11 protein-coding genes are annotated in these 16,515 nt (G+C 59.2%); 5 read left to right on the plus strand and 6 right to left on the minus strand.

The features are described 5' to 3' along the window. Positions 1-282: 282 nt before the first annotated feature. The 4 genes from grcA3 to KTF55_RS07180 form a co-directional block, all read right to left on the minus strand. Positions 283-534, minus strand: a complete 252-nt coding sequence (gene grcA3, locus KTF55_RS07165; RefSeq protein ID WP_006234861.1) for an autonomous glycyl radical cofactor GrcA3 — start codon at positions 532-534, stop codon at positions 283-285. A gap of 85 nt (positions 535-619) precedes the next feature. Continuing rightward, a complete protein-coding gene (gene pflB / locus KTF55_RS07170; protein WP_055310750.1) occupies positions 620-2,671 on the minus strand; it encodes a formate C-acetyltransferase in 2,052 nt (683 codons plus the stop codon). A gap of 465 nt (positions 2,672-3,136) precedes the next feature. Then, positions 3,137-4,156, minus strand: coding sequence for a 2-keto-3-deoxygluconate permease (locus tag KTF55_RS07175; protein ID WP_138340124.1), 1,020 nt, complete (start codon positions 4,154-4,156; stop codon positions 3,137-3,139). A 108-nt stretch (positions 4,157-4,264) separates the two neighbouring features. After that, the gene (locus KTF55_RS07180; protein WP_217108183.1) at positions 4,265-5,014 is read right to left on the minus strand and encodes an SDR family NAD(P)-dependent oxidoreductase; all 750 of its coding nucleotides are present in this window, start codon (positions 5,012-5,014) and stop codon (positions 4,265-4,267) included. Positions 5,015-5,304: 290 nt separating this feature from the next. On the opposite strand from KTF55_RS07180, the gene KTF55_RS07185 reads away from it, so the two are divergent. From KTF55_RS07185 to KTF55_RS07200, 4 genes are all read left to right on the plus strand, one after another. Further along, the gene (locus KTF55_RS07185) at positions 5,305-5,754 is read left to right on the plus strand and encodes a MarR family transcriptional regulator (RefSeq protein ID WP_217108184.1); all 450 of its coding nucleotides are present in this window, start codon (positions 5,305-5,307) and stop codon (positions 5,752-5,754) included. Beyond that, positions 5,751-8,117 (plus strand): ABC transporter ATP-binding protein, encoded by a 2,367-nt coding sequence (locus tag KTF55_RS07190; RefSeq protein ID WP_217108185.1) that lies wholly within the window; start codon positions 5,751-5,753, stop codon positions 8,115-8,117. Before KTF55_RS07185 ends, KTF55_RS07190 begins: the two co-directional genes overlap by 4 nt. After that, positions 8,117-9,973 (plus strand): ABC transporter ATP-binding protein, encoded by a 1,857-nt coding sequence (locus tag KTF55_RS07195; RefSeq protein WP_217108186.1) that lies wholly within the window; start codon positions 8,117-8,119, stop codon positions 9,971-9,973. The genes KTF55_RS07190 and KTF55_RS07195 overlap by 1 nt, the downstream gene beginning before the upstream one ends. A 578-nt stretch (positions 9,974-10,551) precedes the next feature. Next, a complete protein-coding gene (locus KTF55_RS07200) occupies positions 10,552-11,583 on the plus strand; it encodes a 3-deoxy-7-phosphoheptulonate synthase (RefSeq protein ID WP_217108187.1) in 1,032 nt (343 codons plus the stop codon). A 761-nt stretch (positions 11,584-12,344) separates the two neighbouring features. Here the strand turns inward: KTF55_RS07200 and KTF55_RS07205 are convergent. Beyond that, entirely contained in the window at positions 12,345-14,567 is a 2,223-nt protein-coding gene (locus KTF55_RS07205) for an ABC transporter permease (protein ID WP_217108188.1), read from the minus strand. Further along, on the minus strand, positions 14,557-15,342 hold the full coding sequence (locus KTF55_RS07210; protein ID WP_302052953.1) for an ABC transporter ATP-binding protein: 786 nt from the start codon (positions 15,340-15,342) through the stop codon (positions 14,557-14,559). The genes KTF55_RS07205 and KTF55_RS07210 overlap by 11 nt, the downstream gene beginning before the upstream one ends. A 148-nt stretch (positions 15,343-15,490) precedes the next feature. Here KTF55_RS07210 and vsr point away from each other — a divergent pair, with 148 nt between their 5' ends. Then, on the plus strand, positions 15,491-16,480 hold the full coding sequence (vsr, locus tag KTF55_RS07215; protein WP_217108189.1) for a DNA mismatch endonuclease Vsr: 990 nt from the start codon (positions 15,491-15,493) through the stop codon (positions 16,478-16,480). The last annotated feature ends 35 nt before the right edge of the window (positions 16,481-16,515 follow it).

The following is a 16,515-nucleotide window of genomic DNA, read 5'->3' on the forward strand; positions in this document are numbered from 1 at the left end:
GCCTTCGAGGCCGAGCGCAAAATGGATTCTAAAAAACACCTTGCCAAATAGGAGCGTCAGGACGCAAAGAGGCTCGCCGCACGAAGTGCGCAGCGAGCCTCTTTGCATGTCCGAGGACACCAATTTAATTTAGCGTGGTTCCCTAAAGGACGACAACGCAGGAGACCCGGCAAGGCCGGGAGCACTTTGTCTCGCAAACATTCCGCAGCCGCGAAGCGGCGAGGACGTTTGAGAGGCAAAGTGCGTAGGCCTTACCGGGTCTCCGGTGGGAGTTGAGTCCCTTTAGAACTTGTCGTGGAAGGTACGCGCAATGACCTCGTCCTGCTGCTCCTTGGTGAGCGTGTGGAAGTTCACGGCATAGCCGGAAACGCGAATGGTCAGCTGCGGGTACTTCTCGGGGTGAGCCTGAGCGTCGAGCAGCGTCTCACGGTTGAAGACGTTGATGTTCAGGTGGTGGCCACCCTTCTCGGCGTAAGCGTCGAGCATGTGGACCAGGTTATCGGCCTGAGTCTCGGAAACTTCAGAAACCTTCATAATGTGTCTCCTTCGATTGATAGGCGCCGGCCGAAACCGGCGCGCTAATCAGTAATCGTTATTGTTAGTATAGCACTAACAATAGTTACTCGCCCAGCTGATCAAGGTCGATATCGCCAAAGAACACCTGGTCCTCCTTGCCGAGCGCACTCGGGATAATGGAGAAGGTGTTGGAGATGCCGTCCTGAGCATCGCGAAACGGGAGCTTGGAAACCGAAGACAGCGAAGCGATGGCGCCGTGGCTATCGCGCTTGTGCATGGGGTTAGCACCCGGGGCGAACGGCTGACCAGCCTTGCGGCCGTCAGGCGTGGAACCGGTCTTCTTACCGTACACGACATTGGAGGTAATGGTCAGAACCGAGGTCGTGGGCACGGAGTTGCGGTAGGTGTCGTTCATGCGGATGTACTCCATGAACTGGTGCACAACGTCGTGAGCGATCTGGTCGACGCGGTCGTCGTCGTTACCGTACTTGGGGAACTCGCCCTCGGTCTCGAAGTCGACGATGATGCCGTTCTCGTCACGGACGGGGTGGACCTTGGCGTACTTGATGGCGGACAGGGAGTCAGCCACGACGGAAAGGCCAGCGATGCCCGTAGCGAACCAGCGGTGCACGTGCTTGTCGTGCAGAGCCATCTGGATACGCTCGTAGCAATACTTGTCGTGCATGTAGTGAATGATGTTCAGCGAGTTGACGTACACGCCAGCGAGCCACTTCATCATGTCGTTGTACTTGGCCACAACGTCGTCGTAATCGAGCGTATCGCCCTCGACGGCGCGATACTTGGGGCCGACCTGCTTCTTGGAGACCTCGTCAACACCGCCGTTGAGTGCGTACAGCAGGCACTTGGCCAGGTTGGCGCGAGCGCCGAAGAACTGCATCTCCTTGCCGATGCGCATGGAGGACACGCAGCAGGCAATGCCGTAGTCGTCGCCGTGATAGACGCGCATGAGGTCGTCGTTCTCGTACTGGATCGAGGAGCTGGCGACGGAAGTCTTGGCGCAGAACTTCTTGAAGTTCTCGGGCAGACGGGTCGACCACAGAACGGTCATGTTGGGCTCGGGGCTGGTGCCCATGTTCTCGAGCGTGTGCAGGTAGCGGTAGCTCATCTTGGTAACGAGCGTACGGCCGTCAACACCCATGCCGCCGATGGACTCGGTGACCCACTGCGGGTCGCCGGTGAACAGGGCCTGGTACTCGGGGGTACGGGCAAACTTGACCATGCGGAGCTTCATGATGAAGTGATCCACGAACTCCTGGATCTGCTCCTCGGTGAAGGTACCGTTGGCAAGGTCGCGCTCAGCGTAGATGTCGATGAACGTGGAGGTACGGCCGATGGACATAGCGGCGCCGTTCTGCTCCTTGACGGCAGCGAGGTAGGCGAAGTACATCCACTGGATGGCCTCCTGCGTGTTGGTAGCAGGGTTGGAAATATCGAAACCATAGGTCTCGGCCATCATCTTGAGCTCACCGAGGGCACGGATCTGCTCCTGCAGCTCCTCGCGGTCGCGGATGTTGTCGGCGGTCATGACCGTCGGGGTGGAAGCCTTCTGGGCCTCCTTGTCCTTGATCAGGTAGTCGACACCGTACAGGGCGACACGACGGTAGTCGCCGATGATGCGGCCGCGGCCATAGCCATCGGGCAGACCGGTGATGATGTGAGCCGAGCGGCAAGCACGCATCTCGGGGGTGTAAACATCGAAGACGCCGGCGTTGTGGGTCTTGCGCTCGAAGGTGTAGCGCTCGACAACGTTCTCGTCGACCTTATAGCCGTGCTGGCTGGCAGCCTGGCAAGCGATGCGGATACCACCGTTGACGTGCAGCGCGCGCTTAAGCGGCTTGTCGGTCTGGAGACCGACGATGGTCTCCTTCTCGCGGTGGGCGTTATCGATGTAGCCAGCGGGGTGGCTCACGATACCCGTGACGGTCTTGGTGTCCATATCGAGGACACCGCCCTGCTCGCGCTCCTTAAGCAGCAGGTCGAGAACCTCGCCCCACAGCTCCTTGGTACGCTCGGTCGGGCCGGCGAGGAACGACTCGTCGCCCTCGTAGGGGGTGTAGTTCTTCTGGATGAAGTCTCGGACGTCCACCTCTCCCGTCCAAATGCCTTCCTTGAAGCCTTCCCATGCCTCCTGCATTGTGTAACCACGCTCCTAGTTACGTGTAATGCGGCGCTCTCTCACACCGCTGCTTATTGAATTCTTGAATGTTCGGCTTGCACTACCGGCTTCTTCCGTTCTTCACCACACGTTGGTGTAGGGAAAACGTTTATCCACCTTGGAACTACAACCCAAAACCCAAGATTTCACCCGTTTGAGAAGGATAACATAGCGACCCTCTCCATCTGGGCTGTTATATGTTTCTTTTTTTATATCATAAGGGCGTTTTTTACAAACCCGCAGGAAATGCGAGCGCGAACAACTACCGTTCACCGATTTGTTTGGTTTTTTCCTTGCCTTTGTACGACGTTCACTCTAGCTGTTATGCCAGCTTTATCAGGGTAAAGTGTCCCAGAGACCCTACAGAAACTGCAGGGCGGCCACGGAATCCCCCGTGGCCGCCCTGTGGCATGGCTAGTTTTTAGCTTTGATTGCCGCTTGGCATTAGGCGGCTGCGGCGGCCTTGTCGGCCGTTGCCTTGCTATCGCCGTTGCCCTGGCCCTCAAAATGCTTGTAGCACCAGCTGGTGACCAGCGGGGTCAAAATAGCCGTAACGATTGCGCAGGCAGCAACCTGTGCCGTAGCCGTCGCGAGCACCGCACCGCCGTACATGGCCCCGTTGACGCTTGCCATGGCAGCAGGCGTGGCCACATTGGCTCCGGCGCAGCTCGAAATGGCCGCACCTGCGACACCCGTACCACCCGTGAGCTTATCGACCGCGATGACGGGAATTGCAAAGATCACCGAGCAGATCACGCCGAGCAGGATGCCGGGAAGACCGCCGTTGATAAGCTGGCCAAAAGTCATGGTCGAGCCCATGGCAAAGAAGACGAGCACGATGATGGCGGAAAGTGCCGGTGCCATCATCTTCTTAAAGCTGGGGAACAGGTTACCCAGAATAATGCCGACGACGATCGGCAGAATGGCGCCCACGAGCGACCAGCCGATCGGGGCCTGGCCGGCAGCGCCGAGCACGATCATCGTGACCGGAGGGCCGACAACCAGCGTGGTGATGGCGACAGCGCCACGCTCAGCCTCGTTGCCCATGGTACCCATCAGCCCAGCGTACATAGCGTTGTTGGCGCCGGTGCAAGCCGCCAGCATCACCATGGCAGAGATGCCAAACAAGTTGTCGTTGAACACATAAAGGATGAGCAGCGACATGGCAACGACCACGATCTGCTTGACGGCGATGATGATGGCGCCGCGGGCAGCGGCGGCAGGAGCGCTCTTAAACGAAATCGTCGTACCGACGATGAGCAAAAAAGCGCCCACGAGCGGGCCAGCGCCCTGCTGGGTCATGCCAAGCGTAAAGCTGCCGAGCGTTTTGAACAGGTCGGGGAATAGCGTGTTGAGCAGACAGCCCAACAGAAGCGGCACCAAGATATTGGCGCCCGGGATGGAGGACATCTTAAAGAACGGCTCCTTTGCCGCCGGCGCCTCCACCGCAGTCGATTCACTCATATATATCTCCTTTGGATGCATGCGAATCGTAGCCGCATGCGCCTATATCAGAAAGAAGGCGACGGTCCCGAGTCGCAGGAGCCGTCGCCGAATAATCGTCGCGGAGTATTACCCGTCCAGAACGATGCCACCGTCGCAGTCACCGATCTCGCCGTTCACGAAGCTGGCGAGGTCGGAAGCGAAGAACAGCACCATCTGCGCAGGCTCGCTGGCCTGGGCGGCGCGGCCCAGAGGAATACCGTTGATGATACGCTGAGAGTTCTTGTCAGAGAGAATCGAGGTCATATCGGTCAACGTGAGCGACGGGCACACGGCGTTACAGCGGACGCCAAACTTGCCGCCTTCCTTGGCGACTGCCTTGGTCAGGCCGTTGACACCGGCCTTAGAGCTCGCGTAGGCCGCGGTGCCGAGCAGGCCGCCACCGATCTTGCCAGCGACAGAGCTCACGTTGACGATAGTGCCGGCATGGGCCGCCTTAAAGTGCGGGTACACGGCGTTCATCATAGTGAAGGTACCGTTGAGGTTGATGTCGATGGTGCGACGCCACTCGGTGTCATCGATCTCGTCGAACTTCTTGGTGCTGATGACGCCAGCGCAGTTGATCAGGATGTTGGTTTGCGGCAGGTCCGTAAAAATCTGCTCGACGGTCTCGCGCGCCTTGGGCGCATCGGCGACATCGAGCTGATAGAACTTGTTGCCCTCGCCAAGCTCGGCCACAGCGGCCTCGCCCTTAGCAGCGTTCCTTGCGATGAGCGCGACATGTCCGCCGCCCGCGACGATGCCCTTGGCGATCTCGAGGCCAATGCCCTGAGTGCCGCCCGTGACAATCGCGGTCTTGCCCGTGAAGTCAAATGCCATGACTCCATCCCCCTTTATGTAAGGTGTCTCCTTGCGGGAAGTTGGAGCATCGCACGTGGCGATTATATGAGTCCCAGTCGTCATGGTGGTGACAACCCCTCGCCTAACCGCGTGCATAGTAGTTCTTTGAAACGCTTCAGCAATTGAATGATTTTAAGTCTTAATGCACTCTTAATCTTGCCTAGCGGCCAAGTAGATTTTTGGGACATGCCTAGAAATCTACCGCATAGGGCGCGCGTGCAGGGGTATCATCTTTCACCGAAAATAGTTTCTAGTGTTAGGGGTTTTCGGTGGAAGATACCGATTTCCGTGAACTTGGGCGTCAGCTCCTTACCGAGTTCGGCAGCATGCATCAGCGCATTTCGCGTTTTGCGGACAAAGCCCTCGGCGGCGAGATGGCCGTCATGCGCGCCCTCATACTCGCCGGCGGTTCGCTCACGCCGAGCGAACTCGCTGATCGCGCCTGGGTCTCGAGCGCCCGCATCGCCAATATCTTACGCGCCCTCGAAGCCAAGGGCTGGGTCGAGCGCGAGCACTCAAAGACCGACCGTCGTCGCGTGCACGTCACGGTGACCGACAAGGGATTCCAGGATCTCGAAATCAAACGCCGGGAATTCGAGGACCGCACCGCGGCTTTCCTCGAGCAGCTCGGCGAAACAGATACCCAAGAGATGGTGCGCCTTCTTAGACGTGCCAACGAAATTATCGACCGCAATCAAGAAAGGAGAGATGCCGAGTGAGGATTCTCAAGCTCTTTAAAAAGCATGTCCTGGCACTGTTCGCAGCTATCGTACTTATCGTAATCAGCTGCAACGCCGATCTGGCACTGCCTACCTATATGAGCGACATCGTCGACGTGGGCGTGCAGCAAGGCGGCATCGCCTCGCCCGTGCCCGACACCATCCGCGCCGAATCGCTCGACGACCTCGAACTCTTTATGAGCGCCAAGGACGCCAAGACGGTAGAGGCTGCGTTTGGCAAGGCAGACAAAAACGGGATTCGCACGTACAAGGGCACCGAGGACGAGCGCGCCGACGGCAGCAAGCTCGCCGACATTATGAGCCTGCCCGAAACTGTCGTCCTTTCGCTCAACCAGGGCATTGACGCCAGCTCCATGGACGACATGATGGGCACGTCCGGTGAGAAAGACAACAGCGGCGCCCAGGCCATGCCCACCCCCGAGCAGATGGCGGCGATGACGCCCGAGCAGCTCGCCGAGATACAGCAGAAGGCCGCAGCGGCGCAGAACATGCAAAAGCAGATTGATGCCGACGGCGGTAAGATCACCATAAAGAGCCTGCGTCTGGGCGTTGAAGGCGGCCTAATCGACCAAAGCAAGCTCGTCGAGGGCGCCAACCAAATGGCAGACAAAATGGGCTCCATGTCAGGCTCCATCGTCACCCAGCGCGCCGTGAGCTATGTACAGGACGAGTACAAGGCACAGGGCATCGACCCCGCCGACGTGCAGAACGCCTACCTGAGCCGCATGGCGACCACGATGTTTGGGCTGTGCCTGGTATCGCTCGTCGCCACCATCCTGACCGGCGCCGTGGCGTCGCGCACCGCCTGCTCCATCGCCCGCGACCTGCGCCGCGAGACCTTCAACAAGGTTATGCACTTCTCGCCGGCCGAGGTGGGCAAGTTTAGCCAGGCCTCGCTCATCACCCGCTGCACCAACGACATTCAGCAGATCCAGATGGCCGCAACCCTGTTTATCCGCATGTGCCTGATGGCCCCCGTCATGGGCATCGTCGCCGTCATGCGTGTCCTGGCCAACCACACCGGCCTGGAGTGGACCATCGCTGTGGCCATCATCGCGGTTTCGGCCGTCGTCGGCGTGCTCATGGGCCTCACCATGCCCAAGTTCAAAAAGATGCAGAGCTTTGTGGACCGCGTGAACCTTACCGCCCGCGAGCTGCTCGACGGCCTTATGCCCATCCGCTCGTTCAACCGCGAGGAACATGAGCTCGAGCGCTTTGACAAGGCGTCGCTCGACCTGATGACCACGCAGCTCTACACCAACCGCGCCATGAGCTTTATGATGCCGCTCATGATGCTGGTCATGAACTGCATCACCGTGCTTATCGTCTGGTTTGGCGCCCAGGGCGTGTCCGACGGCGTGATGCAGGTCGGCAACATGATGGCGTTTATCTCCTATACCATGCAGATCGTCATGGCGTTTATGATCCTCACCATGGTTTCGGTCATCCTGCCCCGTGCCGAGGTCGCAGCCGAGCGCGTGGAAGAGGTCATCACTTGTCCCACGAGCATCAACGACCCTGCCTCGCCCAAACTGCCCGCGGCCAGCTCGCCGCGCGGTGAGCTCACCTTCCGCGACGTGAGCTTCCAGTATCCCGATGCCCGTGCCGACGTCATCAGCGGCGTGAACTTCACCACGCATGCCGGTCAGATGCTCGGCATCATTGGCTCCACGGGCTCGGGCAAGTCCACGCTCGTGCAGCTGATTCCGCGTCTGTACGATGTCACGGGCGGCAGCATTTCGCTCGACGGCATCGACGTGCGCGACATGACCCTTTCCGAGCTGCGCCGCCGTATCGGTTATATTCCGCAGCAGGGTCGCCTGTTCTCGGGCACCGTCGAGAGCAACCTCAAGTTTGCCGGCGACATGGTAAGTGATGACGACATGCACAAGGCGGCATGCATCTCACAGGCCAAGGACTTTATCGCCGAGCGCGAGGGCGGCTACGACTCCCCCATCAGCCAGGGTGGCTCCAATGTCTCGGGTGGTCAGCGCCAGCGCTTGGCCATCGCCCGCGCATTGGCCAAAAAGCCCGAGGTTGTGGTGTTCGATGACTCGTTTAGTGCCCTCGACTACAAGACCGACGCGCGCCTGCGCGAAGAGCTTGCCAAAAACGTTACCGACGCCGCGCTCGTGGTCGTGGCCCAGCGCATCGCAACCATCATGCACGCCGACCAGATCATCGTGCTCGACGACGGCCACGTGGTGGGCACCGGTACGCACGAGGAGCTGCTGCGCAGCTGCCCGGCGTACCTGGAGATCGCACAGTCGCAGCTTTCCGCCGAGGAGCTGGGGCTTACCCAAGAAGAAATTGCAGCCGTCACGGAAGGAGGCGAGCGCTAATGGCAGACGAGACCAAGACTCAGATTCCCAAGCCCACCCGCCAGCGTGGTCCCATGGGCCGCATGGGCGGCATGCGTCGCGGCGAAAAGGCCAAGGACTTTAAGGGCACCATGAGGCAGCTGCTCGGCTATATCGGCCAGCACAAGATTGCCGTGTTTACCGCCGTCGCCTTTGCCGTGTGCTCGGTCATCTTTAACATTGTGGGGCCCAAGGTGCTCGGCCAGGTTACCACCAAACTGTTCGAGGGCTTGGTTGCCAAGGTCAACGGCACCGGCGATGTCGACTTTGCCTGGATCGCCAAGACGCTCGGCTTTTTGCTCTGCCTGTATCTGGCGAGCTCTATCTGCAGTCTAATCCAGGGCTGGCTCATGACCGGCGTCACGCAAAAGATCTGCTACCGAATGCGCAAGGAGATCGCCGCCAAGATTGCCGTCGTGCCGATGAGCTACTTTAACGGACACAGCAAGGGCGACGTGCTCAGTCGCATCACCAACGACGTCGATACGCTCGGCCAGTCGCTCAACCAGAGCGTGACCCAGCTCATCACGTCGGTGACGCAGATTATCGGCGTGCTCGTCATGATGCTGTCGATCAGCCTGCCGCTCACCGGCGTCACCGTGCTCACGCTGCCGGCCGCCGCGATTATCCTGACCGTGCTGATTCACTTCTCGCAGCCGTACTTCCGCGAGCAGCAGCAGGTTCTGGGCGCCGTCAACGGCATTATCGAAGAGGATTTTGCCGGCCAGAACGTCATTCAGGTGTTCGACCGCGCCGAGGCCTCGATCGAGGAGTTCGACCGTCAGAACGACCGCTTGTTTATTAGTGGCTGGCGCTCGCAGTTCCTGTCGGGCCTGATGATGCCGCTCATGAGTTTGGTGGGCAACATGGGCTACGTGGGCGTCGTCGTGGTGGGCGCGCAACTCGCGCTGACCGGCAATGCCACGCCCGGCGACATCCAGAGCTTTATCCAGTACGTTCGCAACTTTACGCAACCCGTGCAGCAGCTGGGCAATGTGAGCAACACGATGCAGTCGATGGCTGCCGCCACCGAGCGCGTCTTTGAGTTCCTGGCCGCGCCCGAGGAGGAGCAGAAGGCCGACGCGCAGATTCCTGAGAAGCGCCCCGGCCACGTGGAGTTTGACCATGTCAAGTTTGGCTACACGCCCGACAAGACCATCATCCACGACTTTAGCTGCGAGGCGCAGCCCGGCCAGACCATCGCCATCGTCGGTCCTACCGGCGCCGGCAAGACCACGCTCATTAAGCTGCTGCAGCGCTTCTACGATGTGGACGGCGGTTCGCTGCGCGTCGAGGGTGTCGACGTGCGCGACTGGGACCGCGCGGCGCTGCGCGGCGAGTTTGCCATGGTGCTGCAGGATACCTGGCTGTTTAACGGCACGATCCGCGAGAACATCCGCTACGGACGCCCCGATGCGAGCGATGCCGAGGTCGAAGCCGCCGCACGCGCCGCACGTTGCGACCACTTTATCCATACGCTTGCCGGTGGCTACGACTTTATGATCAACGAGGAGGGCACTAACCTGTCGCAGGGTCAGCGCCAGCTCGTGACCATCGCCCGTGCCATTTTGGCCGACCGCCCGGCGCTGATTCTGGACGAGGCGACCTCCAACGTCGATACCCGCACCGAGGAACTCATTCAGCGCGCCATGGATGCGCTGATGCAGGGCCGTACCAGCTTTGTCATCGCGCACCGCCTGTCCACGATCCGCAACGCCGACGTGATCCTGGTAATTCGCGACGGCGACATCGTCGAGAAGGGCACGCACGACGAGTTACTCGCCCAAGGCGGTTTCTACGCCGACCTGTACAACTCGCAGTTCGACGAGGCGGCGTAAATTCGGCCGCAAGGAGCGAATAACGCCCGAGAACGGGGGCGCAGGACAACCTGCGCCCCCGTTTTTTCGTCCACGGCACTCGAATTAGCTCTCTTGGGGCCCGATTGACAGCCCCTTCCGGACCCTGTGGCCAAAAAAGGTCAAATATGAGTACTGTTACATTTTTAGTAGCAGCCAAAACCGCCTCAAATGACCTCTTTGCGGCTTCTATACGCCTTCAAATTAATCAAAACGCCCGTTAGCATGCTTCTGTGTGCCAACGTTAATGAACATATTTGCTGTTGTGCCTACTATCTTGTAAGCTCGATATGAGACTACGCCAGCAACAGTACTCATATTTGCCATTTTTTGCCCACGGGGTATGCCGCAGAAGATCCAACTTGCACCAGCGTGCCGTACGCCGACCCCCTCTTCCGGCGAGTGCCGACATTTTCCCAGATAAAACCGACCAAAATAAACCTGTCCCTTTTTGGTAGGTTTCGGGGTGACAAGGGCTTGCACTTTAGCGTGCGACAGCGGATAATGCCGAGCATTCGACAATACGCTTATTGCTCTTTCTATAGATTGAGGAGGCCCCTATGGCCATGGAATTCAAACGCAAGTTGCCGATCCCCATGGAGATCCGCGAGGAAATGCCGCTTTCTGCCGAGCTTACCGCCAAAAAGCAGGCATTTGACGCCGAGGTCGCCAAAGTCTTTACCGGCGAGGACGCACGCAAGGTGCTTATCATCGGCCCGTGCTCTGCCGACCGCGAGGATTCGGTGCTTGAGTACATGAACCGACTGGCCAAGACCGCCGAGGAGGTCAAGGACAAGCTCATCATCATTCCGCGCGTCTACACCAACAAGCCGCGCACCAAGGGCACCGGCTACAAGGGCCTGCTGCACAACCCCAACCCCGAGGCTCCCGACGACCTGCTCGAGGGCGTCAAGGCCATCCGCCACATGCACCTGCGCGTCATCGAGGAGACCGGCTTCTTTACCGCCGATGAGATGCTCTACCCGTCCAACTACCAATACCTCGTCGACCTGCTGAGCTATGTTGCCGTGGGCGCACGCTCGGTCGAGAACCAGGAGCATCGCCTGGTGTCGAGCGGCATTTCGGTACCCGTCGGCATGAAGAATCCCACTGCCGGCTCTACCACCGTTATGCTCAACTCCATTTACGCCGCGCAGGCGCACCAGAGCTTCATCTTCCGCAACTGGGAGGTCGAGTGCGACGGCAATCCGCTCGCACACGCCGTTATGCGTGGCTACATCGGTCTCGATGGTCGTACCTACCCCAATTACCACTACGAGCACCTGGAGCGCCTGGCCGAGCGCTATACCGAGCACGCCGGCTACGCCAACCCGGCGGCGGTCATCGACTGCAACCACGACAACTCGGGCAAGCGCCCGCTGGAGCAGTACCGCATTTGCAAGGAGGTGCTCGACAGCTGCCGCCGCAACGAGTCCATCTCTAAGCTGGTCAAGGGCTTTATGATCGAGTCCTACCTGGAGGACGGCAACCAGCCGGTCGACGGCGGCGTCTTTGGCAAGTCGATCACCGACCCGTGCCTGGGCTGGGAAAAGACCGACTACCTCATCCACGAGATCGCGGAACGTATTTAGTTACGCGGTTTTACCAAACCGCGTAACTGCTCGACGCTGCAAACCCGCCAGAACGGCAATCTGCCTTTCAGCTTCGACGGCATGACCAAAAGGTCAATGCCGCCTCGCTTCAAGGCACCTTGCTCGCTCTGGCGGGTTTTCGCTGACGTTTTTCTACCTGCGTCGTTGCCAGAGCTGGCACTTGGAGACGCTCCTTTTGGGTAATCGTTGGGAACGTTCTTGTTTGACTAGTCGTTTAAGAACGTCCCCCAACGACTAGCCCTCGCGTATCGTATGCGAGCTGGGCTTCGGGGGCCAGGCGTGCCCTGTTAAACATGCCCTCGGGTCGCACGTTTCCCTTCGAATCGATCATACAAGCCCCCAATCTGTTCGGTTTCCCCAGATTGTGAGCCCGCACACCCAAGCCGCACGGCCCGCCGTTCAGTTGAAACCACCTGCCAAAAAGGAACAGGTTTATTTTGGCAGGTTTTATCTGGGCAAACGTCCAAACCGACGTAAGGGAGTTGCCTTCCCTCGTGGCGGTCTTCTAGCAGAAAAACCAAGTGAGTAGGCTTTTTGCAGAAGGCCGAGCACGCCCTAAAACGCCACAGCTCTGACCTGCAGTTTTATAGATCATTTGTCGCGATGTGCTCGGCAGGTTCAAAAAAGTCTACTCACTTGTATCTGAGACGCACCAGATTGGCAAAAACCGCCGCGAAAGGGCCCCTGGTCCCTTCGCGGCGGTCATACGCCTCTAATTTTGCGACGGTTTTGCCCGCTTGCTATTCGCTGTAGCGGGTGGCGATGGCGGCTCGCACCATGCCGGTGCTCATGAGGTAGGTCACCAGGAAGTAGCCGCCGTAGGCTGCCAGGAAGATTGCACAGGTGAGGCCCACGGTGCCACCGATGCTCATATTTCCGAATATGCTCACCAGCTCGATGATCACCTTAAGTGCCACAAAGGAGTGCGCCAGGCCCACTGCCAGCGGGAACAGGAAGAATACCGCTTGCTGCGCCATCACCGAATGGCGAATCTGGCGGTCGTCGCAGCCGATCTGTGCCAGCACACGATAGCTGCGGCTGCCGTCGGCCACGTTGGAGAGTTGCTGGATCGACAGAATCGCCGCGCATGCAACGACCAATACAAAGCCGATGTAGATGGCTAGGTAGCTAATAAGACCGTTCATTTGCGCTGCTTGCGCGTACATCTCGGAGCGTGTGATGAAGGTTCCCCACGACCCCGGCTCCTTGCCGTCAACGAGCAGATTGTCGAGCACAGTGTATTTAATACTCTCGTCTGCCTCGGTCGTATCCATCCCCTGTTTGTAGTTAACGAGCAGGCTACTGGAATACGGCTGCAGATTAAGTTGGGACAACAGCTCGTCGGCAACGACGACGGTACCCGGATTACTGCCCATCGCCGAGTTGGCGATGGCCGCCGTATCTTCGTCCGACTTATCGGTTGCGGGCTTGAGCGTATGCCCGCCCAAGGTAAGGGCATGGCCGCCAGCCATATACTTGGTGTACAGGTCGACCAGCTCGCCGCCCATATCACACGTGAGCAGATACTGGTCGTGACCGATGTGCACCGGCTCCTCGCCCATCATCTGACGCAGTTTGTTGTACTGGCTCGCCGGCGTCACAAACAGACCCATCGTATCGGCATTGCTACCCCCGAACGCCTTGGGAAGCTTTTCGCCCATGGTCTTGCACATCTCACTTGGAGTCACCGAAGGATCCGAGCCGCCAAGCGGGTAACTCAGATACGAATCGATCTGCACATGCTCACCGGCAACATCGGCGATACTGACCTTCTTGCCGGTCTCGTCGTTGTTGTCCGCCGACTTGCCCTTACGATCGCCGTGCCATGGATCGCCGTGCCATGCGGAGTACAAATCGACCGTACTATCGGCCAGCACCATTCGATCGGCCTCAGACGGATTGAAAGACTCTTTGTAGAAGTCGAGCGTATCGGGCGTGTAATAGACATACGTCTGCGACATGTCGGCCGGATTATAGCGCTCCAGATTCTCGTTCATCACGTTGGCAATCGACATACCGCACGTCACCGAGGTGATGGCCAAAAACAGGAGCATCGCGATGACGCCCATCGAAAAGCACACCGTGTTGACCTTGGCCGCAAGCTGGCGCACGGTAAACATGTTGAGGCCGCGCCAATACACGCCGCGCAGGCTCTGCAGCAGCTTGATGAGCATGCCCGAGAGTCCCCAGAACAGGGCAAAGGTGCCAACTGTAACCATAGCGGTCGTAATACCAAACTGGTTCATGGCCTCTTGCAGCTTGCTGTCCGTCGCGGTTAGCGGGAACCCATCACGTAGCAGACGGTAATAGGCCACGCCCACAAGCACCGCGCCCACGGCAAAGATGGCAATCGCGATCCAGGGGTTGCGTGTCTTGATGCTCTCGTTGCGACGCTCGGCACCCATAAGCTCGATGAGTTTGGTACGACGCACGGCGCGAAGGTTCAGCAGTAGCGTGAGCACAAACATTACGAGCATGCAGGCAAGGGTCAGATTGAACGCATGCACCGAGAAAAAGAAGTGGAAATTGGCGATCTGTGTTTTAAAGAGCGAGGCCGTAAAGAACGTCATGAGCTGGGAGAGTCCCACGCCCAGCACAATGCCGGCGACAAAGGCCACGACCGACACTATCACGGTCTCGAGCGCCATGATCGTGGCGACGCGCCCGCGCCCCATGCCGAGCACCTGGTACAGGCCAAACTCTTTCTTGCGGCGTTTCATGATGAAGTTATTGGCGTACACCATCAAAAAGGCCATGACACCGGCCAAAAAGTACGTCAGGTCGCCGAGTATACTGCCCATAACCTGCGCCAAGCCCTCTTCATCGATTCCGGCGATGTCGACCTGCATCGAGATGGTGTTAAAGGCATAGAAGACCGTGACGCCCAGGGTGAGCGTCAAAAGGTAGACGAGGTAGTCGCGGCCGGCGCGGCGGACGTTGCCCCAAGCGAGTTTACAGAGCATCGGAGCCCTCACCGCCCATCATGGCAACGACCTCCATAATGCGGTCGAAGAACTCTCGGCGGTCGGTGTCGCCGCGGCGCAACTCGGTGAAGATCTTGCCGTCGCGAATAAACAGCACACGGCTCGTGTAGCTGGCGGCAAAGCTGTCGTGCGTGACCATGAGCACCGTGGCGCGCAGGCGGCGATTCAGGGCCTCCAGGCTCTCGAGCAGCAGGCGGGCGCTCTTGGAATCGAGGGCGCCGGTGGGCTCGTCGGCCATGATCATGGTGGGGTCGGTGACGAGCGCGCGGCAGGCGGCGACGCGCTGCTGCTGGCCGCCGGACATTTGGTAGGGGTACTTGTCGAGCACCTGACTGATAGACAGACGCGCGGCCACATCCTGCACGCGGGTCGAGATCTCTGCCGAGTTTGTGCGGGCAATGGTGAGCGGCAGGGCGATGTTCTCGCGTGCCGTGAGCGTATCGAGCAGGTTGGAGTCCTGGAAGATAAAGCCGAGCTCCTCGCGGCGGAACTGCGAAAGCTTGGCCTGCTTCATGCGCGTCACGTCCTGGCCGTTGATGCGGATGGTGCCACTTGTGGCGCTATCGATGGTCGACACGCAGTTGAGCAACGTCGACTTGCCCGAGCCCGAGGCGCCCATGATGCCAACGAATTCGCCGCGGTTGACGGTAAAGCTGACGTCGTTGAGCGCGCGGGTCACGTTGCCCAGCGCTCCATATACCTTTTCGAGATGCGCGACCTCCAGTACCGGGGTCGCCATGTGCGTGGTTTGCATACCGAGTCCTTTCTTGCGATTAGTCTACGGCATCTATAGTCGCAAGAAGCCGAGTCGGCTACCATCGATATGGCTTACGCTTGCCTTACCGTTGTGTAAGGTACGGGTAGCTAGCCTGCCACGCGTTGATGTTGAGAGAGGACTCCTGTTGAAGACTGTTCATGTTGCCGCTGGGATCATTCGCAAGGATGGATCTGATAAGCTGCTTGCCGTGCAGCGCGGCTATGGCGACATGCAGGGACTTTGGGAGTTTCCCGGTGGCAAGCTCATGCGCGGCGAGACACCCGAAGACGCCGTACGCCGCGAGCTCATGGAAGAGCTGCAGGTCAAAGTCACCAACCTGCGCGATTTTTACACCGTTGAGTATGACTACCCCGATTTTCATCTCTCGATGGAGTGCTACTACTGCTCGCTCGCCGATGAATCCGACGAGCCCCAGAAGCATGACCGTCAGCTTGATATCCGTTGGATTCCGCGCACCTCGCTTGCCACGGTGAAATGGATGCCCGCCGACAAAGGGCTTATCGATGCGCTGATTGAGTTGAAGGAAGATCGGCTTGAGACCAACGGCGCTGTCAACGACGCCGAGGCCACCACGACCGATGAGCCCGCCACCAAACCCAAGCGCGCACCTAAGCGCCGTAGCAAAAAACGCCCCAAGCCTGGCCTGCTGGACGGCATCGATACCTCGGACCTCTCCGCTGACGAGCGCGAACTGGTCCGCCGTCGCGCCGCCATCAAAAAGTCCATGAAGGGCAACAAGCGCGCCAATACCAAGCCAGAGCTGCTCGTTCGCCAGCGCCTGCGCGCAGCGGGCCTCACCGGCTATCGCCTGGAATGGAAGGTTCCCGGCAAGCCCGACATCGCCTTCCCCGGCCGCAAGATCGCCATCTTCGTCAACGGTTGCTTTTGGCATCGCTGCCCCAAGTGCAACCCCAGCCAGCCCAAGCGCAACGTTGAGTTTTGGGAGGCAAAGTTCCGTCGCAACGTCGAGCGCGATCGCGCTGCCGTGGCGGCACTCACTCAAATGGGCTGGACGCCCATAACCATCTGGGAATGCGAACTCAAAAAGGACCGCATCGACTCCACGATGGAAAAGGTCATCGAGCAGGTGCGTGCCGCAGAACCGCAGCGCTAACAGCGAGCATTCACACGCTCCGCACGTCCGCGCCA

Origin of the sequence: Collinsella sp. MSK.8.10 (genome assembly GCF_019041915.1) — a bacterium.
Taxonomy (GTDB): domain Bacteria; phylum Actinomycetota; class Coriobacteriia; order Coriobacteriales; family Coriobacteriaceae; genus Collinsella.

Excerpts from the sequence above, each read along its gene's own strand:
- KTF55_RS07195 (WP_217108186.1), top strand. The coding sequence starts at position 8,117 with ATGGCAGACGAGACCAAGACTCAGATTCCCAAGCCCACCCGCCAGCGT.
- KTF55_RS07200 (WP_217108187.1), top strand. The coding sequence starts at position 10,552 with ATGGCCATGGAATTCAAACGCAAGTTGCCGATCCCCATGGAGATCCGC.
- KTF55_RS07205 (WP_217108188.1), bottom strand. The coding sequence starts at position 14,567 with ATGCTCTGTAAACTCGCTTGGGGCAACGTCCGCCGCGCCGGCCGCGAC.
- KTF55_RS07175 (WP_138340124.1), bottom strand. The coding sequence starts at position 4,156 with ATGAGTGAATCGACTGCGGTGGAGGCGCCGGCGGCAAAGGAGCCGTTC.
- grcA3 (WP_006234861.1), bottom strand. The coding sequence starts at position 534 with ATGAAGGTTTCTGAAGTTTCCGAGACTCAGGCCGATAACCTGGTCCAC.
- KTF55_RS07210 (WP_302052953.1), bottom strand. The coding sequence starts at position 15,342 with ATGCAAACCACGCACATGGCGACCCCGGTACTGGAGGTCGCGCATCTC.
- pflB (WP_055310750.1), bottom strand. The coding sequence starts at position 2,671 with ATGCAGGAGGCATGGGAAGGCTTCAAGGAAGGCATTTGGACGGGAGAG.
- KTF55_RS07180 (WP_217108183.1), bottom strand. The coding sequence starts at position 5,014 with ATGGCATTTGACTTCACGGGCAAGACCGCGATTGTCACGGGCGGCACT.